Here is a 17,391-nt window from a genome sequence, read left to right as displayed (position 1 = left end):
ACTTTGGTCTCTCTTATCAATACCTAGCACTATAATGGTTGCAAGCCACTGCCCTTTACTAATATTTCAAGGTCAATACTCCGAAGCTGCTTCCAAAAACTCAAATCAGAAGTCTTTCAGCCAATGGACTTCCTCTCTACAGATTTTATGTTTTTGTACTCCTCTTCATCATTGTATTTTATCATTTTTCTTTTTCTCATTAACTTTAATTGATTATATATAAATTAGTACTATTTGTCAATTGTTAAATCTATTGTTCCCAAATTTTAATATTATATTATAAATAAACAACTTAAAAACTCACTTCGTTCAAACAATGAAGATTCTTAACGTATTTTTTATACAATTTCAGTAAGTTTTTTAATCGAATGAATATTTAAATATTTACAATTAAATCTATAATATGCTCTATAATTATCTTTATACTAGCTGCAATAGGTACAGCAAAAATCAAACCTATTAATCCAAAGCATTCATTTCCTATCAATAAAGCTATGATAACCATAACAGGATGCAGTCCTACACTTTCTCCAACAATCTTAGGTGTAATAATAGCACTTTCAATTTGTTGTATAATTGTAAAAGCAATGATAACCCAAAAAGCTTTCACAGGAGTATCCATAAGTGCAATAATTACTCCTGGAACAGCTCCAATAATTGGTCCAAAATAAGGAATAATATTTGTTATTCCAGCAATAATTCCAATAAGAAATGCAAAGTTTACTTTGATAATTAACAATGCAATAATACTTAATATACCAACACAAGTAGCTACAATAAATTGTCCCCTTATAAAATTATTTAACAATATATGTATATCTTTGCAAATATTTATCAATTCTTTTCTCAAAATTCTTGGAATCATAAATACTATTTTCTTTTTAAAATACTCAGAATCCTTTAAAAAATAGAAAGTAAAAATAGGAATCAAGACTAAAGTAACTATATGGGAAAATATATTGAATATGCTATTAGTAATTTTTTTCATTATATCCATGATATAAATTTCACTTTCTATTAAGTGATCTTGTATTGTATCTTTAATGAAAGAAAGCTGAGGTGAAAAATTATCTAATTCCTCAATTTTTTTGTATATATGGTTTATATATTCATTGGCTTCTTTGTTGTATTTTGGTAATATTTCTATTAAACTTCTTGCTTCTTTTATAATATTAGGTGTTACTATTGTAGCAAACACTATTATTATAATAAACATAGAAAAATAAACAATTATAACACTCCAAATCCTAGAAACCCCTCTTTTATATATTAAATTAACAATAGGATTAATTAAATATGCAAATATAATTGCCCAAATGACAGGGGAAAATAATTTCCATAAGCTAGCTCTAAAATTATATATCATAATTGTTAATAACAATATTATTACTAAAACAAAAAAGTAAAAGAAATGTTTTCTTTTCATTGTTAATTTTTTGCTGCTGCTCACATAATGATTCCCTATATGAATCAAATAATATGTTAAACATCCCAAAAATATCAAAAAAAGTATATTAATTGCAATAATAATTATTACAAATATATAACATATAGGTTTTGTCTTAATAATATTAAAAATATTTAATCCTATATCCATTGATTCACATCCTTTTGAATTTCATAAAAGCAGCTAAAGGATTAGCTGCTTTTACCTATCTTAAAAAATTTATTGATTGAATCACATCTACCATATTTGCTGCACCTTTTAACATTTTTCTACCTCTTCTCATAACCATCCTTCTCTGTCTAGGGCTCATTCTTTTATAAGCATACATTCCTGTTGTAGCCCCGATTATCCCACCTGCTATCATACCTGATACAAATCTGTTTCTCATATTTTTCACTCCTCTCTTTACTCTAATGAAAGCAACTTCTTTAATCCTCCAGTTCCTTGTAAAATTGAATCACTTATACTAGAAGTAATAATAATTGTATCATTATAAATATTTAATGATTTTAGAAAAGGTAAAATTGATCTGCCTTCAACCAAATCATCAAATAATCCTTCTGTCAAAATCAATCCTAAAAGTCTCCCATTTTCAGTTTCCATCATAATATCTTGTACAGTACCAATATTCTTTCCATCATTTGTAATAACTTCTAATCCTAAAAGCTTTTCTCTTGAATTTAGTTTATTGATAGGATTTTTAACATACTTAATGCTTTTATCATTTTGAATTGTTACTGCATTTTTTCCAATATTTTTTATATTTTCAAAAGAAACTACCCTAGGTTCATGAAAATATCCCCCCTCATCAATAAGAAAAGCAGTTACTTTAAAAGTTTTATTGCAATAAATAATATCTTTAACTTCAAAAATTTTACATCCATCATCAAGCGAAATTACCGGTAAACCTATAATGTCGCAGCCTCTTTTCATCATAAAATACCACCACACCTAAAACATTCACTAGTATATTTTTATGTTTCCACCGAAGGATAAAAAAAATGCACCTTACAGTGCACTTCAATTATCTTACTTTTTTTGTAATTGTTCCACCACCTATCAAATATTCTCCATCGTAAAATACAACAGCTTGTCCTGGTGTAATCGCCCTTTGTGGATTTTCAAAAACAACTCGTACTTTATTCTCTCCTTCACTATATAACTTTGCATCTGCTGGTTTTGCATTATACCTAATTTGTGCTTGTACTTTTAGTCCTTCTTCTAGTTCATCTAAATAAATAAGATTTACATCTTCTGCCAATAATGTAGTGCCAAAAACATCTTCATTTTCACCTAATACAACTTGATTTTTTTCTGGAATAATATCTACCACAAACATTGGTTTTCCAAGAGCAATTCCTAGTCCTTTTCTTTGTCCAATAGTATAATAAGGAATTCCTTTATGTCTTCCTAATATTTTTCCATTTTTGTCAACAAAATTTCCTGGTAAAATTTTTTCAGGTCTTTTATTTGCAATAAATTTTCCATAATTATTATCTTTAATAAAACATATTTCTTGACTATCTGGTCTAGATGCATTCACAAATCCAAGTTCTGCTGCAATCTTTCTAACTTCCTCCTTTGAATCAAATTCTCCTAAAGGCATCAACGTATGCTTAAGCTGATTCTGTGTAAAATGATATAATGCATAAGTTTGATCCTTTGCAATAGCATTAGATTTTTTAATCATATATTTATTATTCTTTTCATCATAATCAATTTTCGCATAATGTCCTGTTGCAACATAATAAGCACCTAAATTATGTGCTCGTCTTAATAATTCATCAAACTTTATAAATTTATTACAGGCAATACAAGGATTTGGTGTTCTTCCACTAATATATTCTTCTACAAAATAATTAATTACCTTTTTTTCAAAAATTTCTTTAAAATTCATTACATAAAAAGGTATTCCTAATAAATTAGCAACACGTCTTGCATCATCTACTGCTGATAAACCACAACAGCTATCTTCTCTTTCATCAGTTTCTTCTATATCTGGCCAAACCTTCATGGTTACACCAATAACATCATATCCTTGTTTTTTTAAAACATATGCAGCTACTGAACTATCTACACCGCCACTCATTCCAACTACTACTTTTTTCTTATCTAAATGAATCATTTTATCACCTACTTTTTAATATTTTTTACTTTCATCAATTTTTTATTCAACTATAAAACCCAGGAAATCCTGGGCTTATATTTCTTCTTCCTCATGATGATCATGAGGGTCCTCATCTGGATCAAAATCTTCTAATCCTTTTATTTCAATATTATTTTTCTTCGCATAATCAAGAAGTGCTGCTTTTACAGCTTGTTCTGCTAAAACAGAACAGTGAACCTTCGGTGCTGGAAGTCCACCTAAAGCTTCAACTACTGCTTTATTAGTAATTTCTACTGCTTCTTGAATAGATTTTCCTTTTATCATTTCTGTTGCAATGCTTGATGAAGCAATAGCAGAACCACATCCAAAAGTTTTAAATTTTACATCTTCTATGATATCATTTTCAATTTTTAAATATATTTTCATGATATCTCCACATTTTGCATTTCCAACTTGTCCTATGCCATTAGCATCTTCAATTTCACCAACATTTCTAGGATTGGTAAAATGATCCATTACTTTTTCTGAGTACATGATTTTTGTCCTCCTTTAACTTTTTCATAGAGTGGTGACATTTGTCTTAATCGATCTACAATCTTAGGTAATTGTTCTAATACATAATCTATATCCTCTTCAGTTGTAAAATCCCCTACCGTTAGTCTAAGTGATCCATGAGCAATCTCGTGCGGTAGACCAATCGCCATTAAAACATGTGATGGATCAAGGGAACCTGAAGTACATGCCGATCCACTTGAACCAGCTATTCCAACCATATCTAAACTAAGTAACAAAGATTCTCCCTCAATAAATTCAAATACCATATTTACATTTCCTGGGAGTCTCTTTTCTGGATGTCCATTGAGTCTTACATAGCCGATATTTTCCATTATACCTTTTATTAGCTTTTCTCTCAACATTTTTAAATGCTTGATATGCGTATCCATGTTTTCCATAGCCAATTCACAAGCTTTTCCAAATCCTACAATACCTGGTACATTCTCAGTTCCAGCTCTTCTTCTTCTTTCTTGAGCTCCACCATGAACAAATGAATGGATTTTTATGCCCTTTCTTATATAAAGTGCTCCAATTCCCTTTGGTCCATAAATTTTATGACTCGATAGAGACATTAAATCAATATTTAATGCATTTACATCAATTGCTACATTTCCCAATGCTTGGACTGCATCTGTATGGAAAGTTACTCCTTTTTCTTTTGCTATTTGACCAATTTCTTTTATTGGTTGAATCGTACCAATTTCATTATTTGCAAACATAATGGAAATTAATATAGTTTGATCTGTAATTGCATTTTTTAAATCTTCTAAATTGATCAATCCATGTTCATCTACATCTAAATAAGTTACATTAAATCCATTTTTTTCTAGATGCTCACAGACGTGAAGCACTGCATGATGTTCTATTTTTGTTGTAATAATATGATTTCCTTTATCTTTATTCGCATAAGCGATCCCCTTTATTGCCCAGTTATCCGCTTCAGATCCTCCAGCAGTAAAATAAACTTCATCAGTTTTTGCTCCAATTAATTTTGCAACTTGATCTCTTGCTATATCTACTGCTTTTTTCGCTTCTCTACCAAAAGAATATATGCTAGAAGGATTTCCGAATTTATCAATAAAATAAGGTTGCATTTCTTCTAATACTTCTTTTTTCATTGGTGTTGTTGCAGAATAATCAAGATAAACTCGTCTATTCATTTCATCATCTCCCCAAAAATTTATATATAATACATATAAGTCTCAGTATTGTTCATCTTTTTATAATCATCAAGCATATCTTGTAATGTTATATTATCTACTACATTGTTTATACTATCACGTATTTTTTCCCATATGGTTCTTGTAACGCAATAATCCGCTTTATAGCATTCTTTTGAATCATCATCTATCACACATTCTGCTGGTGCTAAAGGTCCTTCAAGCGTCCTAATAATATCACCAACCGTAATATCTTCAGGTTTTCTTGAAAGTATATACCCACCTTGTGCACCTCTAATACTTTTTACCAAACCTGCTTTTCTAAGGCTTGCAAACAATTGTTCTAAATAGTGCACAGAAAGATTCTGTTTTTCAGCAATACTATTTAAAGCAATAGGGCCTTCACCAAAATTAAGTGCTAGCTCAAACATAGCTTTCACACCATATCTTCCCTTGGTCGATAGCTTCATTCTATCACTCCCTTCATAATTCCAAGTAAAACACTCAGAATTCAATTTACAGTATATTATACCCAAGTAATTTTGTCAACATTCAATAAGATAATTTTTATATATATTGCAACTCATTAGTAACTTTTAACTATCCTGTTACATATAATAAACTAGCCGAAAAAAGGAGGAATCTTTAAACTCATTTGGATTTAATATACATAATCCTGAGAAATGATAAAATATCAAAGGACTTCTTCTACAGCCCTCACTAAAGCTGTAACATTTGCCCCTAAACCAATTAATTCCTTTGCCATATAACTTCCTAAAAATCCTGTAGCTCCCGTTATAAAGACATTTTTTTCTTTCTAGATCCTTTACCTCCTCATAAAATAACAACTTTCATATTGCTCCTCCTGAATCTTCTCTTTTCATTTTACAATATGTCTATACAGTTTATTTCGCTACAATAAAATTGCAAAAGGTTATAAGGATACTATACTTACAAGCCTTATAACCTTTTGCATAAATTTATAAACGATTATTATTCTATGATAGAAAAATAAACTTCTTTTACTTTTTTAGCTATTTTCATCCAAATATAATTTTCCATAATAAAATCCTTAAATAAATTATTTTTATCTGTTTCAAAAGCTTCCATAGTTTCTTTATATATTGATTCAAAATCATATGGATTACAATACCTAATATATTCTCCAAAAACTTCCTTTGTAGAACCTATTTTTGTAGTAACTACATTACAGCCTGCCATACCTGCCTCAAGATTAGCAAGTCCAGGATATTCTATCCAGCTAGGTAACACATGCACCTTCGCACCTTTATATATTGAATTTAATTCAGATATTTTAACATGGTCTAACAAAAAAAGTTTTTCTTTTCTCATTTTCAAACATTCTTTAAGATAATTCTTATCATTCACTGTTCCTACTAATACTAAAGGTATTTTTTCTTTTAAAAGAGCTTTTATTAAATTAAATTGGTTTTTCTGATGATTAATCCTTCCAACACATAATATATAATCATCTATTCCATATTTCTTCTTTAGATAATATTTTTTCCCCATTAAAAAGCTTTCATCTACCCCATAAGGAATTATTGTATATTTTGAAGGAGTATTATAATTTTTCATTATTAATTTCGCTTCTCCCATACAATGAGGTAAATAGATATCACAATGATCAAATAAAAATTTTCTTTTTTTTTCATTACGATTCCAAGAAGCTATTTTTTCTAATTGTAATGTACCTTTAAAGTATTTTCTTAAATCCCAGTATATAGGTGTTAATACGATTCTTTTATTATGCTTTTTTACATGCTTCATAAACTGATAGCTTTCATGTACCCTTATTGTATTAAAAATATGAACAATATCATACTTGCTTAAATTAATTCTATTATCATGATATATATCTACTTTTACACCTAAATTTATTAAATTTTTTCTAAGATTCTGTATTATAACACTATCTCCTGCCACATTACTTAGATAATCTTTTCTTGTTTGGAACAATACATTCATTCAATCACCTTATATTTCTAAAAAACAATCACTACCAATACCACGGTGATGATTATTTTTTAGGTATTTGAAAATCTGAGTCCTCCAATTGAAGAGGAAAAAAATCATCTGGAAATGGCCGATGATCAAATTCTTGACGTATAAACTTTTCTGTTTCCTCATAATTTTCAGCTTCAGGAGGTTCTAGTGGAGAGTTATAAACAGGTATTGACAACTGAATTTTACCAACTACTCTAATTACTGATAATACTCCTATTGGAATTTCAATTTTATTTTCAATTATTTCCGGAGGTGCTAATACTTCCGAACGAGTTTCTACAACAATTTTAAAGCTAAATTCATTTCTTGCTTCTGGCATATATAAAACAACATCTTTATATATATCTGGAAGCAAACCAGATATACTTACAAACTCACCAGAAACTGTATTTCTCAATTTTATTGTAAAAGGGACTTTTAAAACAAATTTTACTCTAGAATAATTAGGTCTTTTTGCTCCTATAGCTGTAACTTTCAGCGTTCCTTCAGCTATGTATCCTTCCTTAAAAATTATACCAATAAATTGAAATATATCTTTATTATTAGGAAGTGTCTTTTTAAACTTTGGAAAGCAATCTTTTTGTTGACAATAAGCATATACTTTATCTGCTAAAATATATGCTTGTTCTGTAGCTTGTGTTAAAGCTTTAGAATATTTCCCATTGATAGATTTATTCATATGTCTATTATAGGTTGCATAAGGAACAGGTTCAGAAAGCTTTCGTTGTATTGATTGATTATAATTTGAGATGCTTTTCGTCATAATTCATCTCCTTCCTTTGAAAAAAATTTCGTTTATTGTATAGTCTTTTTTATACTATCATATGATATAGCTTTGCTTTTCATTAATAAATATTTACTATATATAGGTACACAACATCAACATTAAAAAAGAAATATATAAAGATAAGTGAATGACTTCGATAACTTTTGTAAAAAAACTTACTGAAATTTCATAAAAAATACGTTAAGAACCTTCATTGTTTGAACGAAGTGAGTTTTGAAGGTTTAGTATTTTTTCATGGAATGAAGTTTTGTTTTTTCAAAAGTTATCTGGAATGAGCTATCTTTTATATTTCGTTTTGAAGTTGTTTACCTGTAGATAAATAACTTGAAAATGAAAAGATAACTTGGTTCAGCAGAAAAAATGCAGAAAAATAGAATGATATTTCTAATAAAGAATATATCATCCTATTTCTCTGTAAATTAACAATCTATTCCAGGTCCAGTAATAAAATCATCTAATTGTGGTGGGAAGAAATCAGGTGGAAATTCTTGATTAAATATTTCACAAGGTTCTCCCAAATTTTCACAAGGTGCAGGTGGCGGACAGAATCCAAAAGCTGGTATAACTAACTGTACTATTAATTCACATTTTATGATATTGAAAATTCCTACAGTGAATACTGCATAGCATATATCATCATATGGATCACATGGCGTATCACAATCTTCTCTTATGATTTGAGCATCAAGTACTCTAGCAACTACTTCTAATTTAATGATCTCATCATCTTCATCTGTTGCAGGCCTTATTGTTCCTGATTGATCTATCTTTTGTTCTCGAATAAAGGATCTTGCTTCTGGACAATACAAAGGTCCAACTGTTTCACTTCTTCTTAATAGTAATTCATTGTCTTTAGATATTGTTCCATCATCATATACTACATCATATAATATTTTTAATTGATATGTGTAGGAAATGAATTTTCTATCTGGATCACTAAGAATAGGCTTTTTATTAATAATTCTAAAAGATCCAGGAACAATACCTACAACTCTTGGATTTACAATGCCGTCTGCACTACAATCAATTCTGACACGAAGATCTGAATCAAAGAAAATTTTTTCTTCTGGCTTCGCTTTCTCAGGTTCTCCTACTAAGCATGCTTTCAGCAAACATGAATCATAAACTTTTGGGACCTGAACACAAACTAATTCACATGCATTTCCAAATTGATCTCTCAACTCTTCTGGAATTACACCTGGAGTATACATGCTAGTTCCACAAGTTGTTGGCTTATACATATATTTTCCCCCTTTTCATTCATGGAATGTGTACTATCACAATTGTAGATAGCTATAAAATATTTCTGTTCTACTTGTATATTATGTAGCTTTCTTTATTTTGGTGATTAAATATTAAAGAATTTTCTTATAAAAATGATTAACATATTGTGTTTTAATAACTAATATATTTAATTAAGGTAGGTGATGTGCATGGCTATTTCTAAAAATATAAATGTTTTTTTGTATACATTAAAAGAGATAATACACTTTTTTTCATCAGATTCCGGTATCAATTATATATCTCAGCATACAGAAGAAATACAATTATATGAAAAATCTATATTAGAATTTGATGTAGATATAGACCATAACGGAAATATAGGTGTGGTAATCTTAGATTGTGAAGGAAAGTTTTTTTACTATTATCATGATGGTAACACATGGTCTAGTCATTTATTATATGAGGTAGACTTCAATGTAGAAGAATTTAAACATATTAGCATAAAATTTTCAAACCATTCACCCTATATACTATTTTGTTGGAGAGATTTATCCTCCTATAATTTATGTTCTATTATTTCTTACTATAAGGAAAATGATTATTGGAAAAAAGAAGTACTCAATAGAATTTATGCTAAAGAAGATATTAAACCTTATGCACTCATTCGAAGTAAAACATACGATCTTTATTTTGTCTCCTTAAACAATAACAACATCATTTATGATTTAATCATGAAAAATTTACCCTCTACATCTTATGTATGGACAGATCCTTACTTTATATGCAATTGTATATTCTTAAAAAATTTTTATCTAGATGTCCTTATTGATTCTGAAGGTATCATCCATATAAGTTGGATAGATAAGCATAAAAAGGAATATTGCATAAAATATATTTCTATTGATATGAACAATCATAAAACATCCAATTTAGAACAATTATTAAAAATAGATATCCCTTTATTACGTCAACAGCTTCTCTGTAATGATAAAAATATTTTTTGCTATGGAATAACAAAAAAACATATTTATTTCACAAAAAAACATACACATTCAACATGGAATACTCCTAATACAATCAATTTATCCTCTGCTTCGATTTATCTTATAAAAATTATCAATAGTAGTAATAACCCTTTTATACCATATAACGCCAATTATATTTTATCTGAAAGTTTATCTGATATAGCTCCAATAGGTATTGATAAAAGCAATAATGACAGTTCAACTTTTTTTCAAGATAATCACTCAAAAAATACTCCTATGTCTACGCAGGATTTATCCTCAGACATATATAAAAAGCTTAAAATAGAATTGTATCAAAAAAAACAAGAACTAGAAATAAAAGATAATCTTCTGAAAGCATTACAAGGAAATATTTCTTTCTTAAAAGGAGAAATAAGCCGATTAACTGCTCAGAATAAAAATTACATAACTACCCTTTATAGTAATGATGCTAAACTTAAGAAATATAAAGATAGCATAGAACCCATTAAAAGGAATTATGAAAAAAATTTATCTGAATTAAATTTGTGTAAACAAAAAAACAAAGAACTTCTCAATAAAATAAATATTTATGAAAATCAACTTAAAAAAATGAACGATCGTTTAGAAAAATTAAATACAGAAAACCTGTCATTAAAAAATGAAATCGAAAAACTTAAAAACACAAATTTATTCAAACGACTATTTCATTAATCGTGTCCAAAATAACATACTTCAATATACTATATTAGAAAAAATATTGAATTTGGTAAATATAAAAATAATATGAAGGTGATAAATTTTATGTACAACTCTACCCTTATTAAATTTAAAAACATTCATGATAAATATGGTAATTTAGTACCTATTGAAGAAAACATAGATATTCCCTTTCCTATTAAAAGACTTTATTATATTTGGGGGGTAAAAAAAGATATAGTAAGAGGACATCATGCCCATCGAAAACTTCACCAAATTTTAATATGCATAAAGGGAAGCATTCAGGTTCGTATTAAAACCCCTCTAGAAGAACAAATCATTTCTTTAAATACTCAATCTGAAGGACTTTATATAGGTCCTATGATTTGGCGAGAAATGTTTAATTTTTCGGAAGATGCAGTATTATTAGTATTAGCTTCTGATTACTATAATGCTAATGATTATATAAGAGATTATAACTCCTATTTAGATGAAGCAAAACATTATTTTAAGAAAGAAGTGAATTAGTTTGAAAATTCCTTTTGTTAATCTCAAACCAATACATGATCAAACAAAAGAAGAAATTATGAATAAATTTAATCAGACCTTTTCATCTAATGAATATATATTAAGTAATAATGTAAATGAATTTGAAAAAAATTTTGCTAAATTTTGTGATCAACCATACTGTATTGGCTGCGGAAATGGCTTAGATGCTTTATATCTTATTTTACGAGGATATAATATTGGAAAAGGTGATGAAGTAATTATCCCTTCAAATACCTATATAGCAACTGCATTAGCCGTTTCTTATACTGGAGCTGTACCTATATTTGTTGAACCAACCTTAAAAACCTATAATATAAATCCAAAGCTAATAGAAAAATCTATTTCAAAAAAAACTAAAGCTATTATTGCTGTTCATTTATATGGTCATCCAGCTGAAATAAATAAAATCATTAAAATATCAAAAAAATATAATTTAAAGTTAATTGAAGATTGTGCACAAGCACATGGAGCTAAATATTTCAATAAAAAAATAGGATGTTTTGGTGATGCAGCTGGTTTTAGCTTTTATCCAGGAAAAAATTTAGGTGCATTAGGTGATGCAGGTGCTGTAGTAACAAATGATAAAATATTAGCTCAAAAAATCATTGCTCTTAGAAATTATGGCTCTACTCAAAAATATTATCATGAATACATGGGTATAAATTCTAGACTTGATGAACTCCAAGCTGCCTTTTTAAATGTTAAATTAAAATACTTAGATTCATGGAATAAAGAACGAAGAAAAATAGCTAATATTTATTTAGAAAATATAAAAAACAAAAAAATTATCAAACCATTTATCCAAAAAAACACTGAACCAGTATGGCATTTATTTGTCATTAGAACAAATAAACGTGATCACCTACAAAAATACTTGATGAACAAGGGCATACAAACTTTAATTCATTACCCTATACCCATACATTTACAGAATGCTTATAAAAATTTAGGATTTCAAAAAAGCACTTTTCCTATAGCAGAAAAAATTTCAAACGAAGTTTTGAGCTTACCCATATGGTATGGTCTACAAGAAAATGAACTAAACTATATCATAGACGCACTTAATACTTGGTCTTAATGCAAAATAAATCCTCATTAGCTGATTGCCAATGAGGATTTACTATTTACAAATTCTTAAAAGCTTTGCTGGACAGCCTACATGAATTTCATAATCACCAATATTTTTTCTTGCTAGTGATCCTGCTCCTACTACTGAACAAGTACCTATTTGAATTTTTTCTAAAACAGTTGCATTTAATCCAATATCTGAAGCATCTCCCATATTAATATAAGATCCTGTTACAGATCCAGCAGAAAAATGGCATAATCTCCCTATACAATTATTATGGCCTATTACACTATTTGCCATTACTAAAGTACATACTCCAATTTTTGTCTTTGTAGCAATATAACAATTCGGCATCACAACTACTCCTGGTGATAGTTTTGCATTATATGCTATAAAAGATGATGGATGTACAATAGTTAATAATCTATCTTCAGGAATATTTAAATGATCAAATAAATCAATTCTTGTTTTCCCATGTCCAATTGGATGAATAGCAAAAACAAAATAATACCCCTCTTTAATAAATTTTTGAATATCATCTGTTTTTCCCATTACAGGATATCCATTAATCTTTTCCCCAATTTTTAAGGTATCATTTAGAAAACCACAAAGTCTTAATTCCTTATTTTTAAAACGATTATTCATATCAAGAATACAAGCAGCTACTACACCACCATTCCCTTCCCCACCTAAAATAATGATCTTCTTTTCCAATTGATTCACCTCTCTTCATGCATTACTTCCAATTTTACTTTTTGTTCAATTAATTCTATTATTCTAAGCACTTTCTCTGCTCGCTTTTTCATTGGAGGACCAATCATTTTATTTTCAAGCATAGCTACTCCAGAACCCCGTTTGTTAGCTTCTTCTATGCTTTTTATAATCTCCCTTGATTTTTGTACTTCTTCAGGACTAGGTACAAAGCATTGGTTTGCTAATGCTATCTGTTTTGGATGTAATAATAGACAACCTGAAAATCCCATTTCAAAGGATACTGATTCTTCTTTTATAAATCCTTTCGTATCATTTACAGCTAAATAAGGGGTATCTATTGCCTTAATTCCAGCTGCTCTAGCCGCTAATGCAATATATGCTCTTGGATAATCAAAACATCTTGGCGGATTTCCATGTAATCCTTCTAGATCATTTAAGAAATCTTCTCCTCCAAAAGTTAATGCAATAGTTCTATCTGAAGCACTAGCAATATGATATGCATTCATTATTGCTAATGTTGTTTCAATTAAAGGCATAAATGTAAAATGTCCAGCTTCAATATTTTTATCTATTTCTAATTGAGTAATAAGCTTATCATAATAAATCATATCCTCTGCTGTTCTTATTTTTGTTAACATAAACCCATCAATATCTTCATGCAACACATATTTTAAATCTTTCAATAAAATTTTACTCTCTATAGGATTTAATCTAACAAATACTTGCAAATTTTTAAATACACCTTTATCGATATATTTTTTTATGATTTCTCTTCCCTTCTGTTTATAAACCTCTGGAACTGAATCTTCCAAATCTAAAATCAACGCATCTGCTCCTGTGTGTATTGCTTTTTGAATAAACTTTTCTTTATAGGTTGGTACGAACAATATGCTTCTTAATAAATACTCTTTCCTTTTCATTTTAATAATCCCCTTTTAGGTATTAACACATGTCTCCTAAAGGTTAATACCTCTTCTCCTTTTTGATTGTAGGCTTTTGTTTCTACATAGATAATGCCACAATCATTCTTACTATTTGACTCTCTTTTATCTAATATTTTTGTTTCAGCATGCAATGTATCTCCTATAAACACAGGTTTATTATGCGTTACTTTTTCATAATCTAAATTCGCTATAGCTTTTCCACTAATATCTGAAACTGTCAACCCCACTACTAAGCTAAAAACTAGTGTACCTACAACTAAAATTTGTTTATACCTCTGTCCTTTACAATACTCTTTATCTAAATGTACTGGATGATGATTCATCGTTAGTAATGAAAAAAGATTATTATCACTTTCTAAAATCGTCTTTGTTTTATCATGCTTGATTACTTCTCCTACAGTAAATTCTTCATAATATCTACCAAATTGAGACACCTTTCTCACCTCTAATATTTTGCATTATTATAGCAGATTGTTTAAACAATCACGGCAATAATTAATATCTAGTTTACTCCGATCAGCAAAAGCTCTTTTCCTCTTAGTAATCACTTTCGCATCTAAAAAAATACATTTCAAACCTAATATTTTGCTAATTGTTGAATATAAACAAGAACCATGCTCTTTAGGAATGATACACAGCACTTTAGCATTACTAGAACAATACAATATATTTGTAAAACCTGATCCTGTTACACCTGCTATATATTCAGCTTCTGAGAACAACTTAACCTGTTGTTGAAATTTAGCATTTTCTGGATATATTATTTCAAAGCCATACTTTTTAAAAAGTTCAACTACTTCTTCATGATTAATTAATCTTACATTTTTACAATTTTTTCTTGAAATAAAGATCTTTTTATGCCCTTTTGACTTAATATTATTTAAAACATTATTTCTTATATATTCAACAGCTGAATCTGCTATTAAATAGTCTTCAGGCTTTGACTTTATCCATGCTTTTTTATTAATAGGCATCCATGTATTATAAGAAGGATAAATTAACTTTTTAATTTTATACCTATAATTTTTTTTAATAGGTATTATAGGATGATTGAATTTATTTATTATATGAAGCAATTCACGATGCTGTGGAATATTAAATCCCATTTCATCTATAAGCAAAGGCATATAACGATATTCTTCAAATTGATCAACGTATTGAAGCCTAGAAAGTAATTCTACAGTAAAGTGATAATAATTATACGGTGCAACTCCAACTAGAGAAATAGCTTCTTTAAATACTTCATTTGAATTCATAGATCCTATTACTGCATAATTCTTATCGATATTTTTAATTGACTCACATCTTAGATCATATCTAGCTTGATTATCTCTTTTAGCCATATCGTATAAACAATAATCGTTCACTATAATAGCACTATTTCCACCAATAATGTTTGCATTCTCTAATTCAGCAACATATATTTCTGGCGATATAACCTTTTTTATCTTTTCTGGTTCTTTACTTCCATAATAATAGGGAATCAATATCTCTCTAGGCTTCTCTTTTTCTACAACTAAATAATTATAGTTGTTATCAATGCAAAAATCCTTCACTGTAATAACTTTATATAAATTAGCTTTCAAGCTAAAAGAACTGTTATACAAATCTAATGCATCTTTATATTGTTTATTTTCAAATAAAGTGTTGAAAGATTGACTCATTCTTTTCCTCCTTGTAATTTTTTATAATCTAAAAAACTCCCTATTCTAATAATTTCATATATACCATGTGGAGATATTTTAGATTTTTCAAGTAATTTTAAAGCTTTATCCAAATCCTGCTCCTGTATATAAATAGCAGAATAACATGATTTTGCAATAGCTCTAGGAGCTTTCCTTAAAGTATTTTTTATTCCATTTCTATTAAACATTTGTTCGATATAATATCCATGATAGTTAGATGAAAAAACAATCAAATATTTTTCATAACTATAAACCATTTTTTTCAACTCCAAAGTAGTTTTTGATACATTATATTCTGAAGTTTACTGTATTGACTATAAATTCACAAAAAAATAAACCCACATTGTGTGGGTTATTGAATGCTTTTATGGATATATTCTGATGTACTCAACTGAAGAAGCGCACCATATTCAACATTAAATCGTATTTCATCTCCAACCTTTAAATCTTTTTGAACATCTGTTACATCAAGAATTAAATGGTCACTACTTGCTCCAAGTATTTCTATGTTTTTATCTATAGGTATTAAATTTTCAACAGATACATCCTGCCTTCCTACAGCAAGAATAGCTCTTTTTCGAATTCCTTTATCTGCAAAAGTTGGCTTGTTTCCAAATGCATCCATTCCAATTTCACCAATAGGTATAGATGGCTTTTCCTTCAACTCAATAATCTCTGCAACAAAAGTAAATGCATCTTGATAAGTATCTTTGATCACTTTACCATAAGCTGTTTCTCTTCCTAATAAAATCGCTTCTCCGGGCCTTAAATGATTAATTTTTTCTGGCATTTCTCCTTTTTCAAGTAAATGCAAACTGCTTGAATTTCCCCCTGATATAATTTCTAAAGTAATACCAAATTCCTTCTCTATAGTATTTGCTAATTCTGAAAGCCATCCTAAATTTTCTTTAGAAGGAATTACTCCTCCATAACAAGTTAAGTTTGTTCCTATTCCTATTAATTTTACTCCTTTAAATTTCAATATTTCTTTTACTGTATCAACTACATCACTTCTCCATACACCCTCTCTTAAATCACCTAAATCTACCATCAATACAATGTTATGTACCTTATTCTGTTTAATAGCTTCATTTGAAAGTGATTCAATAGTTTTTAATTCCGAATTTAGACTAATATCTGCATATCTTACTACATCTTCTACTCTGCTATTCATAGGCAACCTTAAGAGAAGCTTTGGAATATTTATATCTTTTAGCTTTTTTAAATTTTCTATTCTTGAATCAGCAAGCATATCTACTCCGCCCTTTACGATTTCCTTTGCAACTTCTGGAATAGCACAGAAAACCTTTGTTACACCTGCTAACATGATATTTGATTTTTCACACAGTTCTTTTAATACTTTAGTATTGTGTCTTATCTTATTTAAGTTCACTTCTATTCTTGGACAGATATTCATACTTTTCCCTCCCCTTAAACTGA

General features: G+C 28.7%; 20 protein-coding genes and 1 other annotated feature (1 of these 21 cut by a window edge). Of the genes, 3 read left to right on the top strand and 17 right to left on the bottom strand.

What is annotated here, in order from left to right; genetic code table 11:
• Window positions 1-181: a binding site (T-box leader), on the bottom strand (it extends 46 nt beyond the left edge of the window).
• A 195-nt stretch (window positions 182-376) separates the two neighbouring features.
• The 11 genes from KVH43_RS11525 to KVH43_RS11475 form a co-directional block, all read right to left on the bottom strand.
• Window positions 377-1,597, bottom strand: coding sequence for an AI-2E family transporter (locus KVH43_RS11525; protein ID WP_218282671.1), 1,221 nt, complete (start codon window positions 1,595-1,597; stop codon window positions 377-379).
• Between the two features lie 55 nt (window positions 1,598-1,652).
• Entirely contained in the window at window positions 1,653-1,835 is a 183-nt protein-coding gene (locus KVH43_RS11520) for a YtxH domain-containing protein (RefSeq protein WP_218282670.1), read from the bottom strand.
• A 17-nt stretch (window positions 1,836-1,852) separates the two neighbouring features.
• Window positions 1,853-2,383, bottom strand: coding sequence for a PRC-barrel domain-containing protein (locus KVH43_RS11515; RefSeq protein WP_218282669.1), 531 nt, complete (start codon window positions 2,381-2,383; stop codon window positions 1,853-1,855).
• Window positions 2,384-2,471: 88 nt separating this feature from the next.
• Window positions 2,472-3,569 (bottom strand): tRNA 2-thiouridine(34) synthase MnmA, encoded by a 1,098-nt coding sequence (gene mnmA / locus KVH43_RS11510; protein ID WP_476695950.1) that lies wholly within the window; start codon window positions 3,567-3,569, stop codon window positions 2,472-2,474.
• A gap of 78 nt (window positions 3,570-3,647) precedes the next feature.
• Window positions 3,648-4,088, bottom strand: a complete 441-nt coding sequence (gene nifU, locus KVH43_RS11505) for a Fe-S cluster assembly scaffold protein NifU (protein ID WP_218282667.1) — start codon at window positions 4,086-4,088, stop codon at window positions 3,648-3,650.
• Window positions 4,070-5,269 (bottom strand): cysteine desulfurase NifS, encoded by a 1,200-nt coding sequence (gene nifS / locus KVH43_RS11500; RefSeq protein WP_218282666.1) that lies wholly within the window; start codon window positions 5,267-5,269, stop codon window positions 4,070-4,072. The genes nifU and nifS overlap by 19 nt, the downstream gene beginning before the upstream one ends.
• A gap of 20 nt (window positions 5,270-5,289) precedes the next feature.
• A complete protein-coding gene (locus KVH43_RS11495) occupies window positions 5,290-5,739 on the bottom strand; it encodes an RrF2 family transcriptional regulator (RefSeq protein ID WP_218282665.1) in 450 nt (149 codons plus the stop codon).
• 224 nt (window positions 5,740-5,963) lie between these two features.
• Window positions 5,964-6,068 (bottom strand): NAD-dependent epimerase/dehydratase family protein, encoded by a 105-nt coding sequence (locus KVH43_RS11490; protein ID WP_218284155.1) that lies wholly within the window; start codon window positions 6,066-6,068, stop codon window positions 5,964-5,966.
• Window positions 6,069-6,262: 194 nt separating this feature from the next.
• Complete coding sequence (locus KVH43_RS11485) at window positions 6,263-7,258, bottom strand: glycosyltransferase family 4 protein (RefSeq protein WP_218282664.1); 996 nt, start codon at window positions 7,256-7,258, stop codon at window positions 6,263-6,265.
• 52 nt (window positions 7,259-7,310) lie between these two features.
• Window positions 7,311-8,060, bottom strand: a complete 750-nt coding sequence (locus tag KVH43_RS11480; protein ID WP_218282663.1) for a hypothetical protein — start codon at window positions 8,058-8,060, stop codon at window positions 7,311-7,313.
• 443 nt (window positions 8,061-8,503) lie between these two features.
• Window positions 8,504-9,325: a hypothetical protein gene (locus KVH43_RS11475; protein WP_218282662.1), complete on the bottom strand. Its 822-nt coding sequence runs from the start codon at window positions 9,323-9,325 to the stop codon at window positions 8,504-8,506.
• Between the two features lie 192 nt (window positions 9,326-9,517).
• On the opposite strand from KVH43_RS11475, the gene KVH43_RS11470 reads away from it, so the two are divergent.
• The 3 genes from KVH43_RS11470 to KVH43_RS11460 all read left to right on the top strand — a co-directional run bounded on the left by KVH43_RS11470 (window position 9,518) and on the right by KVH43_RS11460 (window position 12,617).
• A complete protein-coding gene (locus KVH43_RS11470; RefSeq protein ID WP_218282661.1) occupies window positions 9,518-11,005 on the top strand; it encodes a hypothetical protein in 1,488 nt (495 codons plus the stop codon).
• A gap of 90 nt (window positions 11,006-11,095) precedes the next feature.
• Window positions 11,096-11,518 (top strand): sugar 3,4-ketoisomerase, encoded by a 423-nt coding sequence (locus KVH43_RS11465; RefSeq protein WP_218282660.1) that lies wholly within the window; start codon window positions 11,096-11,098, stop codon window positions 11,516-11,518.
• A gap of 1 nt (window position 11,519) precedes the next feature.
• On the top strand, window positions 11,520-12,617 hold the full coding sequence (locus KVH43_RS11460) for a DegT/DnrJ/EryC1/StrS family aminotransferase (protein ID WP_218282659.1): 1,098 nt from the start codon (window positions 11,520-11,522) through the stop codon (window positions 12,615-12,617).
• Between the two features lie 42 nt (window positions 12,618-12,659).
• On the opposite strand, the gene KVH43_RS11455 is transcribed toward KVH43_RS11460, so the two are convergent.
• The 6 genes from KVH43_RS11455 to orr form a co-directional block, all read right to left on the bottom strand.
• On the bottom strand, window positions 12,660-13,322 hold the full coding sequence (locus KVH43_RS11455; protein WP_218282658.1) for a PglD-related sugar-binding protein: 663 nt from the start codon (window positions 13,320-13,322) through the stop codon (window positions 12,660-12,662).
• Between the two features lie 5 nt (window positions 13,323-13,327).
• A complete protein-coding gene (locus tag KVH43_RS11450; protein WP_218282657.1) occupies window positions 13,328-14,242 on the bottom strand; it encodes an HpcH/HpaI aldolase/citrate lyase family protein in 915 nt (304 codons plus the stop codon).
• Entirely contained in the window at window positions 14,239-14,709 is a 471-nt protein-coding gene (locus KVH43_RS11445) for a MaoC family dehydratase (protein ID WP_338028344.1), read from the bottom strand. Before KVH43_RS11445 ends, KVH43_RS11450 begins: the two co-directional genes overlap by 4 nt.
• An 18-nt stretch (window positions 14,710-14,727) precedes the next feature.
• Window positions 14,728-15,930 carry a glycosyltransferase family 61 protein gene (locus KVH43_RS11440; protein ID WP_218282655.1) on the bottom strand — a complete coding sequence of 401 codons (1,203 nt, stop codon included), beginning with the start codon at window positions 15,928-15,930 and terminating at the stop codon, window positions 14,728-14,730.
• Window positions 15,927-16,208, bottom strand: coding sequence for a putative Se/S carrier protein (locus tag KVH43_RS11435; RefSeq protein ID WP_218282654.1), 282 nt, complete (start codon window positions 16,206-16,208; stop codon window positions 15,927-15,929). Before KVH43_RS11435 ends, KVH43_RS11440 begins: the two co-directional genes overlap by 4 nt.
• 95 nt (window positions 16,209-16,303) lie before the next feature.
• Window positions 16,304-17,368 (bottom strand): ornithine racemase Orr, encoded by a 1,065-nt coding sequence (orr, locus tag KVH43_RS11430; RefSeq protein WP_218282653.1) that lies wholly within the window; start codon window positions 17,366-17,368, stop codon window positions 16,304-16,306.
• Window positions 17,369-17,391: the final 23 nt, after the last annotated feature.

It is taken from the genome of Crassaminicella indica (assembly GCF_019203185.1).
GTDB lineage: Bacteria > Bacillota > Clostridia > Peptostreptococcales > Thermotaleaceae > Crassaminicella > Crassaminicella indica.
This window is presented reverse-complemented; position numbering and strand designations above follow the sequence as displayed.

What these genes read in the sequence shown, in the direction of transcription:
- KVH43_RS11435 (WP_218282654.1), bottom strand. Translation starts at nt 16,208, where the DNA reads ATGGTTTATAGTTATGAAAAATATTTGATTGTTTTTTCATCTAACTAT.
- orr (WP_218282653.1), bottom strand. Translation starts at nt 17,368, where the DNA reads ATGAATATCTGTCCAAGAATAGAAGTGAACTTAAATAAGATAAGACAC.
- KVH43_RS11470 (WP_218282661.1), top strand. Translation starts at nt 9,518, where the DNA reads ATGGCTATTTCTAAAAATATAAATGTTTTTTTGTATACATTAAAAGAG.
- KVH43_RS11465 (WP_218282660.1), top strand. Translation starts at nt 11,096, where the DNA reads ATGTACAACTCTACCCTTATTAAATTTAAAAACATTCATGATAAATAT.
- KVH43_RS11475 (WP_218282662.1), bottom strand. Translation starts at nt 9,325, where the DNA reads ATGTATAAGCCAACAACTTGTGGAACTAGCATGTATACTCCAGGTGTA.
- KVH43_RS11515 (WP_218282669.1), bottom strand. Translation starts at nt 2,383, where the DNA reads ATGATGAAAAGAGGCTGCGACATTATAGGTTTACCGGTAATTTCGCTT.
- KVH43_RS11440 (WP_218282655.1), bottom strand. Translation starts at nt 15,930, where the DNA reads ATGAGTCAATCTTTCAACACTTTATTTGAAAATAAACAATATAAAGAT.
- nifS (WP_218282666.1), bottom strand. Translation starts at nt 5,269, where the DNA reads ATGAATAGACGAGTTTATCTTGATTATTCTGCAACAACACCAATGAAA.
- KVH43_RS11450 (WP_218282657.1), bottom strand. Translation starts at nt 14,242, where the DNA reads ATGAAAAGGAAAGAGTATTTATTAAGAAGCATATTGTTCGTACCAACC.
- nifU (WP_218282667.1), bottom strand. Translation starts at nt 4,088, where the DNA reads ATGTACTCAGAAAAAGTAATGGATCATTTTACCAATCCTAGAAATGTT.
- KVH43_RS11485 (WP_218282664.1), bottom strand. Translation starts at nt 7,258, where the DNA reads ATGAATGTATTGTTCCAAACAAGAAAAGATTATCTAAGTAATGTGGCA.
- KVH43_RS11495 (WP_218282665.1), bottom strand. Translation starts at nt 5,739, where the DNA reads ATGAAGCTATCGACCAAGGGAAGATATGGTGTGAAAGCTATGTTTGAG.
- KVH43_RS11480 (WP_218282663.1), bottom strand. Translation starts at nt 8,060, where the DNA reads ATGACGAAAAGCATCTCAAATTATAATCAATCAATACAACGAAAGCTT.
- KVH43_RS11520 (WP_218282670.1), bottom strand. Translation starts at nt 1,835, where the DNA reads ATGAGAAACAGATTTGTATCAGGTATGATAGCAGGTGGGATAATCGGG.
- KVH43_RS11525 (WP_218282671.1), bottom strand. Translation starts at nt 1,597, where the DNA reads ATGGATATAGGATTAAATATTTTTAATATTATTAAGACAAAACCTATA.